11 protein-coding genes are annotated in these 14332 nt (G+C 72.1%); 10 read left to right on the top strand and 1 reads right to left on the bottom strand.

The features are described from left to right. Positions 1–7 precede the first annotated feature (7 nt). Positions 8–949 carry a phospholipase gene (locus ACFYNP_RS11190; RefSeq protein WP_388784724.1) on the top strand — a complete coding sequence of 314 codons (942 nt, stop codon included), beginning with the start codon at positions 8–10 and terminating at the stop codon, positions 947–949. 242 nt (positions 950–1191) lie between these two features. Here the strand turns inward: ACFYNP_RS11190 and ACFYNP_RS11185 are convergent, their stop codons facing one another. Beyond that, on the bottom strand, positions 1192–1383 hold the full coding sequence (locus ACFYNP_RS11185) for a thiomuracin/GE37468 family thiazolyl RiPP peptide (RefSeq protein ID WP_382584850.1): 192 nt from the start codon (positions 1381–1383) through the stop codon (positions 1192–1194). A gap of 261 nt (positions 1384–1644) precedes the next feature. Between ACFYNP_RS11185 and ACFYNP_RS11180 the strand changes: the two genes are divergently transcribed. The 9 genes from ACFYNP_RS11180 to ACFYNP_RS11140 all read left to right on the top strand — a co-directional run bounded on the left by ACFYNP_RS11180 (position 1645) and on the right by ACFYNP_RS11140 (position 14310). Then, positions 1645–2655, top strand: a complete 1011-nt coding sequence (locus tag ACFYNP_RS11180) for a hypothetical protein (RefSeq protein WP_388784721.1) — start codon at positions 1645–1647, stop codon at positions 2653–2655. Beyond that, complete coding sequence (locus ACFYNP_RS11175) at positions 2652–4040, top strand: nitroreductase family protein (RefSeq protein WP_388784718.1); 1389 nt, start codon at positions 2652–2654, stop codon at positions 4038–4040. The genes ACFYNP_RS11180 and ACFYNP_RS11175 overlap by 4 nt, the downstream gene beginning before the upstream one ends. Further along, positions 4040–6733 carry a lantibiotic dehydratase gene (locus ACFYNP_RS11170; protein WP_388784715.1) on the top strand — a complete coding sequence of 898 codons (2694 nt, stop codon included), beginning with the start codon at positions 4040–4042 and terminating at the stop codon, positions 6731–6733. The genes ACFYNP_RS11175 and ACFYNP_RS11170 overlap by 1 nt, the downstream gene beginning before the upstream one ends. Beyond that, on the top strand, positions 6727–7734 hold the full coding sequence (locus ACFYNP_RS11165) for a lantibiotic dehydratase C-terminal domain-containing protein (protein ID WP_388784713.1): 1008 nt from the start codon (positions 6727–6729) through the stop codon (positions 7732–7734). Before ACFYNP_RS11170 ends, ACFYNP_RS11165 begins: the two co-directional genes overlap by 7 nt. After that, positions 7731–9167 (top strand): thiopeptide maturation pyridine synthase, encoded by a 1437-nt coding sequence (locus tag ACFYNP_RS11160; RefSeq protein WP_388784710.1) that lies wholly within the window; start codon positions 7731–7733, stop codon positions 9165–9167. The genes ACFYNP_RS11165 and ACFYNP_RS11160 overlap by 4 nt, the downstream gene beginning before the upstream one ends. After that, positions 9164–10486, top strand: a complete 1323-nt coding sequence (locus ACFYNP_RS11155; RefSeq protein ID WP_388784707.1) for a hypothetical protein — start codon at positions 9164–9166, stop codon at positions 10484–10486. Before ACFYNP_RS11160 ends, ACFYNP_RS11155 begins: the two co-directional genes overlap by 4 nt. A 49-nt stretch (positions 10487–10535) precedes the next feature. Further along, on the top strand, positions 10536–11984 hold the full coding sequence (locus ACFYNP_RS11150; RefSeq protein ID WP_388784705.1) for a hypothetical protein: 1449 nt from the start codon (positions 10536–10538) through the stop codon (positions 11982–11984). 145 nt (positions 11985–12129) lie between these two features. After that, positions 12130–13959: a TOMM precursor leader peptide-binding protein gene (locus ACFYNP_RS11145; RefSeq protein WP_388784702.1), complete on the top strand. Its 1830-nt coding sequence runs from the start codon at positions 12130–12132 to the stop codon at positions 13957–13959. 189 nt (positions 13960–14148) lie between these two features. Continuing rightward, entirely contained in the window at positions 14149–14310 is a 162-nt protein-coding gene (locus ACFYNP_RS11140) for a hydrophobic protein (RefSeq protein WP_100575597.1), read from the top strand. The last annotated feature ends 22 nt before the right edge of the window (positions 14311–14332 follow it).

Below are 14332 nucleotides of genomic sequence, written 5' to 3'. Positions count from 1 at the left end.
ACTGGCCGTGCTGGCAGCGCTGTGCGGCATCGTCGGCGTCACCACGCTGGGCACGACCCCGGCGTCGGCGGCCGACCAACGCCATGCGATCTACGCCATCGCGCACCGCGTCGACACGCTGGAGGGGGTGGACGCGGCACTCAAGCACGGCGCCAACGGCATCGAGATCGACGTCTGTTCCTGGTGGAACCCCAACGAGTGGCGTGCGTACCACGACTGCTCCTCGGCCGGTGACACCCGGCACGGCCCCAGCTTCGACAGCATGATCGACCGCATCGTCTCCAACGCCCATGCGGGCCGCCGGCTCTCCCTGGTCTGGCTGGACATCAAGGACCCCAACTACTGCGGAGAAGCACCCAACCGCACGTGCAGCGTCGCCGGACTGCGCGACAAGGCACAGCGACTGACCGCCGCCGGGATCCAGGTGCTCTACGGGTTCTTCGAGTACCACGGCGGCAGCACCCCCGATGTCGGCGGCCGGGGCTGGCAGAGCCTGGAAGGGAAGCTCGGCCCCCTGGAGGGCATCACGACGACCGGGACCCGTGACCAGGTCGTGGGCGCCTTCAACCGGTCCGGCTCGGGGTTCCCCAACGGCCGTCGGGCGATGGACTACGGCGACTCGGACATCACCAAGGGCTTCGGAAACTGCACGGAGGCCACCTGGAACACGTGCGCCGAGCTCAAGAAGGGCGCCGCGGACCGGTCCGCCGGGCGACTCGCGGCAACGTTGTCGTGGACGACCACGTACAACGATCCGTGGTACGTGGACAAGCTGCTGGGTGACGCACAGGTGGACGGCATCATCGCGGGCTACGGCGCCTTCACCGGCGTTCGTGAGTACGACGACAGCTGGCAGTGCGCCAACGCGATCAACCTCGTCCGCGACTGGGTGAACAAGCACAGCTCCACCCACCGCATGGCCAACAGTTCCGACCGCCTCTTCAAGTAGCGGCCGGATCCGATCCGGATCCGAACCACCGCACATCTGTTGGTGACTTGGGGCCGTCGGCCGTGACTTGGGGCCGTCGGCCGGAGTCGCGGCCGACAGTTTTCCTGCCGCGCCCTGGCGAACAGGTGGGGCCGAGGCCCGAGGCGGTGGGGCCCGCGCCGGTCAGCCGGACGTGTCCGGGGTGGCGGATGCCGGGCAGACGCGCGTGCCGGGCCGACGTCTGCCCGGCACGCGCTACCTACTCAGGAACAGCTGCAGTTACAGCAGTTCGGCGGCGGAGCGCAGCAGAAGGACGCGCTCACCTCCGTCATGCCGTGCCCTGCGGTGAGCGACTGGCTGTGCTCGTCCCCGGCCAGCGAGTCCAGGTCGAGGTCCAGCGCGAGGTCGGCCACCGCCGCAGCGAGCGAGGGTGAGCCATTGCTGTTCTCGTTCATCAAAGCCCTCCTTTCGATCCGAATGGAGCATCAACAGGCTTATTTGGACGTCCAGTTGGGACACTAGCGTGACGATTGTGAACTGTGAAGGGGGTGGACTAGACCATTCGCCTCCGCTAGTGTCGGCCGCCCGGAGGCCGTCGGCGCGTCCCTGTCCGGCACCTCACACCTACACGCGCGGTCCCCGAGAGCTCCTGCGCAAGGCTCGTCGTCGGGCGTTCCGTTGGGGCGATTCCGTCCAGGTATCCCGAGGAGGTGCGGATGAGGCCGAGACTGCTTCCCGACACACATCTGCTGCCGTCCGACCGGGGCGTAGTGATCAGTGGGCCTCGCGGCTCCTCCGCCTTCGCGTTGCCAGGAATCCACCCGTGGCTGGAAAGGCTCCGCCCGTTCCTCGACGGGAGCAACAGCCTGGACCGGCTGACCGCCGACCTGCCACCCCGGGCCGCACACCATGTCCGCACCCTGGTCGAGCTCCTGGCCCGGGAGGGTTTCGTACGCGACGCCACCGCCGATCTCCCCCACAACCTGAGCCCGGCCGACCGTACCCGCCACGCCGCGCTGATCGACTTCATCGCCGCCCGCGCCGACTCGCCCGAGTACCGCTTCGAGCGCTACCGCGCATGCGCCCCGCTGGTGATCGGTTCCGGACGCCTGGCGAGTGCTCTGGTCCTCGCCCTGCTCGCCTCGGGCGTGGCACACGTCCGCCTTCGGCTGAGCGAAGCCGGGGGGAGGTCGGGGCCCACGACGGATGTGGCCCGGCTCAACGACTGCGTCGAGCTGCTCCGTGATGAAGGTGGCTCGTTCCACTACGAGCAACTGAGCGACGGCTCCCCTTGCGAACTGCCCCCGGGCGTAGGCGTGGTGCTCCTCGGTACGGACCTGGACGACCCCGAGGCCACGGAGCTCGCCCGCGCCCTGGCCTCGGGCGGTGGTCTCGGGTACGGGCAGGTGGTGGGCCGGGGACGGCACGTAGTGATCAGCGACGTGGCTGCCGCGCACGCATCACAAGCCCCAACTCCCCTTGTGAGAGGTGCTGTCGAGGCCGACCGGCTCCGGTCGGACGCGGCGCATCCGGCTGCCGCGCGCACGCCGAGCCCCTACCTCGGTGGCCCCGTCGCGGCCCTCGCGGCCAACCAGCTGTGCCTGCACCTCCTGCGCCGGGTGGCGGGTCTCGACCAGGCGGACGGGGCCGTCGAACCGTCATCGACGCCCGAGCCCATGCTGCTCGACCTGGCCACCGGACGCTTCCTGGGCGCGGAGTCGGGATGACCGGCCGGCGACTTCCCGGTCCTCACCGCGGCACCGGACCGACCCACGAGATTCCCCGCAGCCCCGCGAGCGACGTCCTGTTTCCCGCCGGGCTCTGGGCCGAGGCCGTCTACTCACGCCGAGCCATCCCGGCCACGCTCGCCGAAGGACATGCGGCCCCGGGGCGGAACGAGGCGGAGATCGACCCGTTCCCCCGCGGATCGCGCTTCCCGCTGATGCCACCGCCGCTCCATCTGCCACCCCCTCCCGAGTTTCCGGCCGATCCGGCCGATCCGTCCGATCCCGCCGTCGTGTCCGCGCTGCTGCACTATTCCTACGGACTGCTCCAGCACGATCTGACTCCCGGCGGCTGGCCCCTTCACCGTGCGGTGGCCTCGGCCCGGTGCCGGTACCCGAGCGAACTCACCCTGGTCACACCCACCGGAGCACTTCGCTTCGATCCCCTTCATCATCAACTCATGTTCCTGCCGTCCTCGGTGACGGGCATTCAGTGTGCCGAGTCGGAGTCGGCGTCCCGCTTCGTCGTGATCACCAGCCGTTTCGCCCGGACGGCCCGGCTCTATGGCGACTACGCTCCCCGGCTCTGCGCCCAGGAGGCGGGCATGCTGCTGGGAGCGGTGCATCTGGTCGCCTCGGCGCTCGGCCTGCGGACACGGCCGGGCCAGGACCGCAGGACGCTCAACGACCTCTGCGCACCGTGGCTGCCCACTGCCGGGGAGCATCCGATGGGCTACCTGGAGCTGGAGCGGTCCACGTCGTCGGGCGGCCCCGTCGACGCCTGCCCGCAGCGGCCGGCCGGCCAAGCCTGGCCCCCACCCGACCTCGCGTCGGTGCTGCGCGCCCGGCACTCCGGAGCGACGCTCTTCGACCCCGAACCCGCCTCTGCCGCACGGGAGTTGACCGGCGACCTCGAAGCGGCTCTCGCCGCGGCTCCATTCAGCGACTTCTCCTGCCACCTCCTGGCACGGAGCATCACCAACCTCGCGCCGGGGCACTACATCCACAGCGAGGGCCGGCTCCGGCAGGTCGGCGAGGGCGATCCGCTGGCCTCGCTCGAACGGATCGGGCAGAGCGAGGGCCGGGTGTCGATGAACTTCCGCTCGACCGTCTGTGTCGCGTACCTCGCCGTCCGGCGCGGAACCGCGGTCGCACGGTACGGCGACGACGCCTTCCGCAGACTGCACCTCGGCGCGGGGGCGGCGGCACACCTGATCTGTGTGGTCGCGGCTCGTCATGGGCTGGCCGCCCGAGTCCACAACGGTTTCGACGCGGCCACCGCGGAACGGCTGCTCGGGCTGATCCCCGACGAGGAGACGGTGATCTTCCAAGTGGCGGTCGGTGCGGCGCGGCCATCGGCATCCTTCCGCCTCCCGGTGGTGTTCTGATGAGCCGGAACACGACGCCTTCACGCCTGGTCACCGTCCCCGGGCCCACGTCACCCAGTGGCCCCGTGGGCGTAAGGATCGCCGGCCTTCCCAGCACCGCACTCGACGCCTCGATGATCCCCCGCAGCACCGAACTCGCCCTGCAAACAGCCGAGTTGGACCGCCAACTGCTCGCCGATGCCGCACAGCTGAGCGATGCGCTGTACGCCCTGATCGGCACTGCCCCGGCCCGCCCTTTCAAGGCAAGGCTGGTGGGACTGCGCCGGGCGGTGCACCAGGGCACTCGCATCGCCCCACTCATCGACACGGCCGCGCCGCCGGACGTGCTCGGTGCCGATCTCGCCGAGCGACTCCACCGGCACGTGGCTCTGCGCCGCTCCCGAGCCGGCTTGTTCGCCGAACTGGGTCATGCCCTGTCGGCCGAGACCCGATCGGCGGCGACGGCCCTGGCCGCGCTCATCCAGGATCCGGCCTTCGCCGCCGGGCTCGGCTATGCCAGCCCGGACCTCTACGAGGACCTGCTGCGCTGGGGCAAGGCCGACGCACCCGCACGGAAACCGCTGGACGGGGCGGCCGTCCGGCTGGCCAAGTACGCGAGCCGCGCGATGGCCAAGCCCAGCCCGTTGACGACCTTCGCCGCCAGTGGCTTCGGCCACTGGGTGCCGGGCATCGGCGTCGCCGTACGCCTGGAGGATTCGGGCCGGGCCGAGGTGGCCGAGGTGAGTCTGCTGCCCCTGGCCCGGATCGCCGCCGCCCTCGCCCACGTGCCCGAACTGGCCGCGGCGGTCCGGCTCCGTGTGAACCCGTCGGCCACGGCACTCCCCTCCCCCGAGGGCGAGCGATGGCTGTTCACCGCGCCCGGCCCGTCCGGCGAGGTGCGAACGCTGCCCGCCACACCGGCTCTGGCCGCGATCCTGGCGGCGGTCACCGAGGCGGGCAGCCCGGCCCGGCTGCGCACCTTGCTCGGTGCGGCCACTCCCGGGAACAGCGCCGACGCCGTCCTCGCGCGGCTCGTTCGGCTGGGGCTCCTGGAGGTCCGCCTCGGGCTGCCCGACCAGAGACTCGACGCGGCCGCGCTCTGCGACTGGCTCAACCGGCACCTGCCCTCTCAGAGCGGCGCTCCCAGCCCCCTGCTCACCGGCCTCCGCGCCATCCGCGACGAGATCGGCGCCGCCCGCGACGCCGCTCCCGGCTCGCACCGACGCATCGCGAGCCGTCTTCGGCACCACCTCACGGAAGCGTCCACCTACCTCCAATTACAGCCCGTGAGCGCGGAGTTGAGCATCGGGCCGCCGTATTTCCACCACACGGTCGCCACCGGGCCCGCCGCCTCACTCGACCCCGCTGTCTGGCAGCCGACCCTGCGGGACCTCGCTCTCGTACCGGCGCTTCTCGCCCCGTTCGACACCCTCGCATCGGCGCGCGACGGCCTTCGGCGGCACGCGGTGACCACGTGCGGCCCGGGTTTCCGGCGACCGTTCACCCACTTCCTCCAGAACTTCGGCGGATGGTGGGCCAACGCCGGGTCCGGCGCTTTCGCCGAGCGCGACGCGCGGCGGCAGGACGAGCTGCGACAGCTGATCGCCGGCACCCGGCCCGCGCCGGACGGCACCGTCCGTCTCGATCCGTCCGCCGTCCGTGACCTCTGCGGCGGCTGGCCCGGCCCCGAGACCTCCGGCGACAGCCACGCCTATTACGTCCAGACGCTTCCCGACCTGAGTGCCGGGCCCGGGCCCGGGCTGGTGCTCAACACGGTCACGGGCGGCCACGGCACCGGGCGCACCCGGATCGCCCGACTGCTGGAGGCGTCGGGCGCTTCCGACGCGCCCGAGGTCGAGTGGACCGACCACCACGATCCGGCGCACGGTCCCCTCTACGCGGAACTCGACGGCGTCTTCGGGAGCGCCCTCAACCAGCGAACGGCCACGACCCGTTACGCGATCGACCTGGACGGATCGGCCTCCCAACGACCGCCCGAGCACCTGATCGGGCCGGCCGAACTGGACGTGGTACATGACCTTCACGTGGAGCGTCTTCTGCTCGTCCACCGTCCAACGGGCCGCGTCACGCGGCCCGTTCACCTGGGGCTGCTCGCCACGCCCCTACTTCCGCTCCAGGCAAGGCTGTTGGTGGGCGCCTTCGGAGTGACCTCGTACCTCTTCTGGTCGGACTGGCCGCAGTTGTGGCAGCTGCTCCCTCCGGAGCGGATCGACCAGTCCCGCGCGGGCCTTGGCACGGGAGCCGGCAACGGCGGGTGGACGAAGCTGCCCCGCCTCGCGCTGGGTTCCGTGGTGCTGCGCCGCGCCACCTGGTTCATCGACGCCGGCCGGGCTCCGGCGCGTGACACCGGCGAGTCGGACGCCGCCCACTTGGTCCGGGTGCACACCTGGCGAGCGGCGCTCGGCCTCCCCCGGCGCTGCTTCCTGCGTGTCCTCACCGCGCGTCCGGCCGACGGTTTCACCGGGCCCGCTCTGCACGACAAGGACCGCAAACCGGTCTTCGTCGACTTCGCCCACGCCCATCTCCTGCGCGTCTTCGAGCGCGCGGCGGCCACGGGCAGACCACTGCTGCTCACCGAGGCGCTGCCCGACCCCTACGACGCACCGGCCCGCCCGGACGGCCACCGCTACGCGACCGAGTTCGTGATCGAGCTCCCGAGCGCCCCGGCGGACCGAGGGCCGCACACATGCTGAACGACTCGTCGGCAGGTGTGCCGCACTCCGCACCACTGGATCGCTGGGTCAGCGCCCATGTGTTCACCGGCCACCCGCTCGACCTGGTGCTGCGCAGGCTCGTCCCGGCAGCCGTCGCGGAACTGCGTCAACGCGGGCTTGCCGACCGGTACTTCTTCCTCCGCCACTGGCAGGGCGGCCCGCACCTGCGGCTGCGGGTTCGCCTCACCACCCCTGCGGCCGAGACCGACGTGCGGGCCGCCCTCGACGCACACGCCGAGGCGCTGTTCCGCGAGCTGCCTGCCTCGCCGCGCATGTCGGCACACCAATACCAGTCACTGGCACGGGAGTTGAGCGCCCGCGAGCCGGAGAGCGAGCCCGGCGTCCTGGCGCCCCCTGACAGCCTCGTCTTCCACGACTACCGCCCGGAACACGGCAAATACGGGTACGGCACCACCTTGCGCGCCGTCGAGGACGCGTTCGCCACGTGCAGCGAACTGGCCCTCGACGCCGCGCTTGCCGAGTGGAGTCCGGCACGGCGGACAGCACACTGTTTCGCCCTGCTCACCGGCACCCTGGACGCCGCCACACCGCCGGCAGGACCCACGCCCACCCCTGACGTACTGGTGCAGTACGGAAGCCGGCGGGCCGCCCTGCTCACCGTTGCCCGTGCGGCGCGCGCGGCCTCGCAGGCGTTCTCCGGTACGGATCCCGTGAGCCGGTGGCTCGCGGCCTGCCGCGGCGTCCAGCGACAGGCCGGGCTCCCCTCCTCGCCGGTCGGCCATCTGACGCATCTGGCATGCAACCGACTCGGCATACGGCTGGGTCAGGAGGCGACCCTGCGCGGGCTCGCCCTGTTGGCCGTAAGGGAGTTGGCCTCCGACGACCGAGAGCGTCGGCCCTGTAAGGGGTGTGGGGAGGAGGCCGCACCCGGTACGGCGGCGAAGCCGGGCCTCCGCGACCCGAACGCCCCGTCGAGTAGTCCCGACCAGCACAGATCCACCAAGGAGCGACTTCGGTGACAGCCATCCCGCAGCTGGAAGAGCCACAGTGGCGCGCGGCCCACATCGCGTACTTCGGTGATGACACCGACCACCTGATCCTGCACGCCGTACGGCCGGTGATCGAGCGCTGCGCCGGTCAGGTGGAATCGGCCTATGTGCTGCGGCACTGGCGTCGTGGCCCCCATCTGCGTCTGGTGGTCCGGGCGACCGCCGCCGTCTTCGACGAACTCGTGGTGCCCGCGGTGTCCGAACTCGTCGGGGGCCATCTCCGGGAGCGGCCGTCCACCGCGCCGCCGCTGGACGAGGCCGCCCTCCTTCCGCTGCACCGCCGTCTCGCCGCGGCGGAACGGGAGTCCGGCCCGCTGACCCCCTTCTACCCGGACAACTCGATCATCTGGGAGGAGCACGACCGGCGGATCGACGTCCTGGGCTGCCCGGTCGGCGCCGACGAACTGGCCCTCTTCTACGAGCGGACCAACGGCCTGCTGTTCGAGCACCTGGAGTCCGTCGCGGCGGGACTGCCGCGCGAGACGCTGGCCCTGCGTCTGATGCTCGCCACCGCCCACACGCTCTGCCGGCACCCGTCGGACCCGTCGATCCGTCGTGGGTTCGTCTCCTTCCGTTCGCACGCCGAGGGCTACTTGAGCACGGCCGGCCCTCAGGTGCGGAACGCCTTCGAGGCGCGGTACACGGCCAACCGCGCCGTCCTCACCGCTCAGGTGCGCGAGGTGGTCAAGTCCTTCGACCCGGCTGCGACGGGGCGCGGGCCGGGTCTTGGGGCAGGGGACGGGGCAGGGCCGGCCTGGGCCGCGTCGCTCCATGACTGGGTGGCCGCGATCGACCCGTTGGGCGGGCGCTGGACCGCGCTGTACGAGGCCGGTGAGATTCCCGAGGCGGAGATTCCGAGCGACGAGGAGAACGGCATCGGCGATCTGGTCGCGTCCAGCCCACTGCACCGGGCTGTCAGCGGGAGCGCCACGTACAAGGAGATGATGTACCGGGATCCGCGGTTCCTGCGCTACCGCCTGATGCTCAACTACACCTACCTGCATCTCTCGCGTCTCGGCCTGCCGGGCCTGACCCGTTATCTGCTCTGCCATCTCGCGGCCAACGCGGTGGAAGAGGTCTACGGGGTCAGCGCACTCGAACTGGTCCTGGCCACCGCGGCCGACGGCTCCGGTTCGGCGGAACATGCCACCGCCGCCAACGGGTCCGGTTCCGCTTCCGGTTCGATGGACCATGCCACCGTGGCCAACGGGTCCGCCGTGCCCGAGGACGGCCCCGCAAGCAGCGGCACCGGCACACCGCACGCCCGCCCTGCCCCCAGCGATGCCGGCACACCTACGGACACCCCCACCGCGAACCACGGCCGCACACCGACCGAGACCTCCCCGGTGCGCGCCGCCCATGCTGTCGGGGACACCACCGCCCCGGCGCGGGCGCACTCATGAGGACCACCCCCGCCGTTCCCGTGCCCGACGTGCCCGATGCCTACCCCCCACCCGTCGAGACCGGAGGGGCGGCCGCGCGGCGCTACCACGCACGGCACGGCAGTGTGCTGCCTGCCATCGACCAGGCCGCGGGCAGTACCGCGCCCAAACACCATCCGGGCACGCCCGTAATCCCCCTGCCGTTCCCGCCCGCCTTCCCGTCTTCCCCGGGCGACGAGGAGCCGGCCGCCGCGATGGAGGGTCTGGGCTCCCTCCTCTCCCTGCTCTACGGAGTCACCCGGGTCGACTGGACCGGCGCGGGCGTCGCGGCCGGCCGGCCGGTGCCGTCCGGTGGCGGCAGCTACCCGGGCGAGGTGTACACGGCCACCGCCTTCGGGCTCTGCCACTACCTGCCGTCGGCCCACGCCCTCGAACTCCTCTCCCCCGCCGACCTGCGCGCCGACATCGTCCGCGCGCTGGACCGGCCGCCGCTCGACCCACCGGATTCGATCCTCCTGATCACCAGCCGGCTGGACGCGAACCTGGCCCGCTACGGCCCCTTCGGACACCGGCTTCAGGCACTCGACGCCGGCGTACTGACCGGTCAGGCACTCAGCCTCCTGGAGTCGGCCGGTGCGGCGCCGGTCGCGCACGCGCTCTTCTCGGACGAGGAACTGGGGCGCCTGCTCGGCCTCAACTCCACGGCGGAACGCGTCCACGCGGCGGTCACCACCAGGGTTCCGGCTGCGATCACCCCCAGCGCTCCACTGCTGCGCCGCCGCACGGCCCGCTCCGGCTTCGAGCCGGTGCCGGTGCCCCTGCCCGCCCTGCTCTCCGTCCTGGAGGAGGCCGCCGGCCCGATCCCCATGGACCACGCCGCCCCCGTCGACTGCGCCCTGTACGTGGTCGCCCATCGGGTCACCGGCCTGGAACCCGGGTGCCACCGGCGCGACGGTCGCACGGGGGACCTCGTACCGGTCACCGGGGATGCCACTCCCCGAGGCCTGTTCCCGCCCAACGGGCCAGGAGAACTGGCCGGGTTCGAGGCCGCTTGCGCCGTCCTGGTGACCGGAGACTACGAGTCCGGCTACCCGGGGCACGGCGACCGTTGGTACCGGAGGCTCAACCTGCGAGCCGGCGTCATCGGCCAGCGGATCGGCCTGGCCGCGGCGGATGCCGGGCTCGGCGCCGGGCTGCGCTGCGACGTCGACACCCCGGCCGCCGATGCCGTCCTGGGCACGCACCCCCACCGCACCACCCTGCTCGCCGTCCTGCTGGGTCAGGAACGCGGCAGCGGCACACCGGCCTTCCCACTGCTCGGCGCATCGGGCCCGCCGTGAACCTCTCCGCCAACCCGACCGCAGCGCCCCCTCCCCGGCCGAGGACACCGTGATCACCTCCGACTCCGCCCCGCTCCTGCGCCCCGACGTCTTCCTCACTCCCAGCGGCAACGGCACCCTCCACGTACGCTCCAGCCAAGGCACCACCCTGATCGCAGCCCCCGGCATCGCCGGCTGGCTCGACCGGCTCACACCGTTCCTTGACGGCACCCGAACCGTGGGGCGGCTGGTCGACGGGCTCGACGCAGCCCGACGCGACACGGTGCTACGGGTTCTCCAACTCATCGACAGCCACGGCTTGTTGACGGACCGGGCGGCCCCGTCCCCCGACCTGCGCGCAGCCGCCTACCCCCAGCTCAGAGCGCTGGCCGTGGGCACCGCGGCAGCCACGACCGCCCTGGCGGACGCACTGCGCCTGACCGGCCTGGCGGCCGTGACGGCGGTGGCCGACGCTACCGCGGCCCGCACGGCGGTGACGGCCGGCGGCCACGACGCGGTGCTCGTGCTCGCCGGAGGTGACGAGGTCGAGTCCGTCGCTCGGCTCGACGACGACTGCCGTGCCCGCGGACTGTGGTTCGCCGCCGCCGTGAGCGATGCCGAGTCCTGGTGGCTGGGCCCCGCATTCGCCCCCGGCCCGCACCGGACCACCGGCGGCTGGCTCGGCGCATGGCTGCGCGTACAGGGCACGGGAGCCGTGCCGACCCGGCCTCAACATGCGGCATCCGTAGGTGAGTTGGCGGCCACGCTGCTCGTACACGGTTTTCAGCAGAGCTTCCTGAGCGCGCCCACTCCTGCGCCCACTCCTGCGCCCACTTCTACGCCGGGGCAGCCTGATCCGCTCATCCGGCTGGACGCTTCGACCCTCACCACCACACGTCACTCCTACCGCCCCCACCCCGCCGCACTGTCGGCGGCGCCGGAATCCGAGGCGGAGTTCCTGGCCAAGGTCGCCGCTCTCCGCGAGGGGCCGGCCGTCGACGCCGAGGAGTTCTCCCGCCGGGCGGCACACTGCATCGACCAGCGCTCCGGCCTCCTCGCGGAACTGGACGAGGCCGCGCTGCCACAGTTCCCCCGGCACGCCTCAAGGGCCCTGGTCCGCGATCCGTACACGGGCCGCGCAGAGCATCAAGTCCACGCCACCGGAACGGACTTCACCGCAGCCCGCCTGCGTACCGCGCGACGCGGCCTCGCGCTCTACGCACTGCTCGCGCTCGACCCACGTCGGTTCGTCCCCGCACCCGGCGGGCCCTCCCTCTGGGCCTGGTCGCCCGCGCGCGGCACCGCTCACCTGGTTCCCGCAGCCTCGGTACGTGCACGGGGTGCGCACGCGTCGCAGAGGGGTCTCGGTTCGGGCGATACCTTCGACGAGGCGGTGGCAGCGGCGCTCGGCGACCGGCGCGGGCACGCGAGCGGCCACCTCCTCGTCCCGCTCGATCACGACCCTGCCGCCACCGGGATACTGCCCTACCTGATGAGAGCGGTGCGCTTCGATGACTGATGACCTTCTGCCGGCCACCGTCCGCGTGTACCACGACGGCGGCTTGCTCGGCGAAAGTCTCGTCCGCCGCCGCGCCGCTCCATCGTGGCTCCCCACCGGGGTCGGTCTGGTCGCGGCCGATACGCCTGACGCAGCGTCAGAGTACGTGCGACAGGCTCTGGTTGATGGACATCGGTTCCTGCTGGTGGTCGCCGAGCTGGACCGGATGGTCATCGGTCCGCTGGTCAGCCCCGGCGAGCCGGGCTGCCATCGCTGTCTCGCAGCCCGCCGAGCCGGCGCCCGGGCCGACGCGGCCGAGGAGGCCGCCCTGCACACCACCTACGGCAGCCGCCTCACCGACACCGTCTCCCCGCTGCTCACCCCGCTCGCCGCCGACCTCGCGGCCAACCTCGCCCTGACCCGGCTGACCACCGGGGACGCTGCCGAGCACGAGGTCACCATGGTCCGCCTGACCGATCTGGCGATCACCCGGCACCGTTTCCTGCCCGACCCGCACTGCCCCGACTGCGGCAGCCGGCCCGACGACTCACCGTCCCGGGCGACGATCCCGCGCGTGCCCCGGCCCAAGCCGGACCCCACGGTCGTGCGAGTCCGGGATCTGCGAGCCGAGCGTGCGGAGCTGGAGTCCCTCTACGCGGACGACGAGACCGGCGTGCTCAAGGGGTTGCGCGCCCGCGGACTGCACACCCTGCCCTTCGCCGAGGCCAAGGTCGGGCCGCCCGAGTCCGTCGACGGCGGCTACGGCCGCGCGCTGGACTTCCGCAGCGCCAGGGTCACCGCGATCGCCGAAGCCCTGGAACGGCTCGGCGGAGGGCGCCCGGGCGGGCGACGCACGGTGGTCCACGGCAGTTACGACGAACTCGCCGCCCGCCACCACCCCGGCGGCGTACTGGACCCGGCCACCACCGGCAGCCACGAGCCGCACCGCTACCAGGATTCCGGTTTCCCCTTCCAGCCGTACCACCCCGGCCTCGTCATGCCCTGGGTGTGGGGTTACTCCCTGACACGCGAACAGCCGGTCCTGGTGCCCGAAAGCCTGGCGTACTACCGGCTCGGCCGACACCAGCCGGGGACCGCCCGCCCGTTCGTCTCCGAGATCTCCAACGGCTGTGCCCTCGGCGGCTGTATCGAGGAGGCGGCACTGTACGGCCTCCTCGAACTCGCGGAGCGCGACGCGTTCCTGCTCACCTGGTACGCGCGGCTGCCCGCGCCCGCGATCGACCTGCGCACCGCGCGCGACCGGCGGATCGGCCTGCTCGCCGATCGCATCCGGGAGGGCACCGGCTATCGCGTCGAGGTCTTCGACGTGACCGGTGCCGAGGGCATCCCGTGTTTCTGGGCCGCCGCCGTGGACGAAGGGCCGCACTCCGCCTCCGGTGCCGAGCCTCCCGTTCCCCGGCCCGGTGTGCTGTGCGCGGGCGGCTCGGGGCTCGACCCCGAACGCGGTGTCTTCGGCGCCCTGCACGAACTGGTCACCGCCATCGAGGCGTACCGGTTGATCTACCCGCAGCGGACGGACGACGCCGTCCGGATGCGCGAGGACCCCGAACAGGTCCGTCTGATGGAGGACCACGCGCTGCTCTACTGCGATCCGATCGGCGCCCGCCGACTCGACTTCCTGCTCGCTCCCGGCGGCCGGCCGCCGCGGGAGCGGCGGGATCTGCGAGAGCTCATCGCCGAGTACGCGTGGCCCCGTCACTCGGATCTGCGCGCGGATCTGGACGAGTTGGCGGGCCGTTTCGCCGCGACCGGCCTCGAAGCGATCGTCGTGGACCAGACCACCCCGGTCCACACCGCCTCCGGGCTCTCCTGCGTCAAGACCATCGTCCCGGGCCTGCTCCCGATGACCTTCGGGCACCGGCTGCGCCGGATCACCGGCCTGGACCGGGTGCTGACGGCCCCTCACGTCCTGGGCCACAGCCCACGTCCCCTCCTCCCCGAGGAGGTCAACCCACATCCGCATCCGTTTCCCTGACCGCCGCGCGCGCCGACGCGCCGCGCGCACCGTCGCGTGGAACGCCCTTCGCGGGGGACGCGGGACGCACGCCGTCGTGCCACGAGAATGCCGGGCTCGGGTGCCCTGCTCCGGATTCCGCAAACAGTCGTGTCATGGCGGTGTGGAGCTGCCGGAGCGGGGCATTCGGTGGCTCGGAGGTTGATAACTATGGTTCCCCTGCTTCTCGTTCTTCTGCTGGCTCTGATCCTCTTCGGCGCGGGCTTCGCCCTGAAGGCCCTGTGGTGGATCGCGATCATCGTGCTCGTCGTCTGGCTGGTCGGCTTCGTCGCCCGCCCCAAGGGAGGAAGCGGCCGCTGGTACCGCTGGTAAGCACCAGCCACCCGACACACCA

The organism is Streptomyces sp. NPDC006691, assembly GCF_042869955.1.
Classification (GTDB): Bacteria; Actinomycetota; Actinomycetes; order Streptomycetales; family Streptomycetaceae; genus Streptomyces.
This window is presented reverse-complemented; position numbering and strand designations above follow the sequence as displayed.

Excerpts from the sequence above, each read along its gene's own strand:
- ACFYNP_RS11185 (WP_382584850.1), bottom strand. The coding sequence starts at position 1,383 with ATGAACGAGAACAGCAATGGCTCACCCTCGCTCGCTGCGGCGGTGGCC.
- ACFYNP_RS11180 (WP_388784721.1), top strand. The coding sequence starts at position 1,645 with ATGAGGCCGAGACTGCTTCCCGACACACATCTGCTGCCGTCCGACCGG.
- ACFYNP_RS11175 (WP_388784718.1), top strand. The coding sequence starts at position 2,652 with ATGACCGGCCGGCGACTTCCCGGTCCTCACCGCGGCACCGGACCGACC.
- ACFYNP_RS11170 (WP_388784715.1), top strand. The coding sequence starts at position 4,040 with ATGAGCCGGAACACGACGCCTTCACGCCTGGTCACCGTCCCCGGGCCC.
- ACFYNP_RS11165 (WP_388784713.1), top strand. The coding sequence starts at position 6,727 with ATGCTGAACGACTCGTCGGCAGGTGTGCCGCACTCCGCACCACTGGAT.
- ACFYNP_RS11155 (WP_388784707.1), top strand. The coding sequence starts at position 9,164 with ATGAGGACCACCCCCGCCGTTCCCGTGCCCGACGTGCCCGATGCCTAC.
- ACFYNP_RS11140 (WP_100575597.1), top strand. The coding sequence starts at position 14,149 with ATGGTTCCCCTGCTTCTCGTTCTTCTGCTGGCTCTGATCCTCTTCGGC.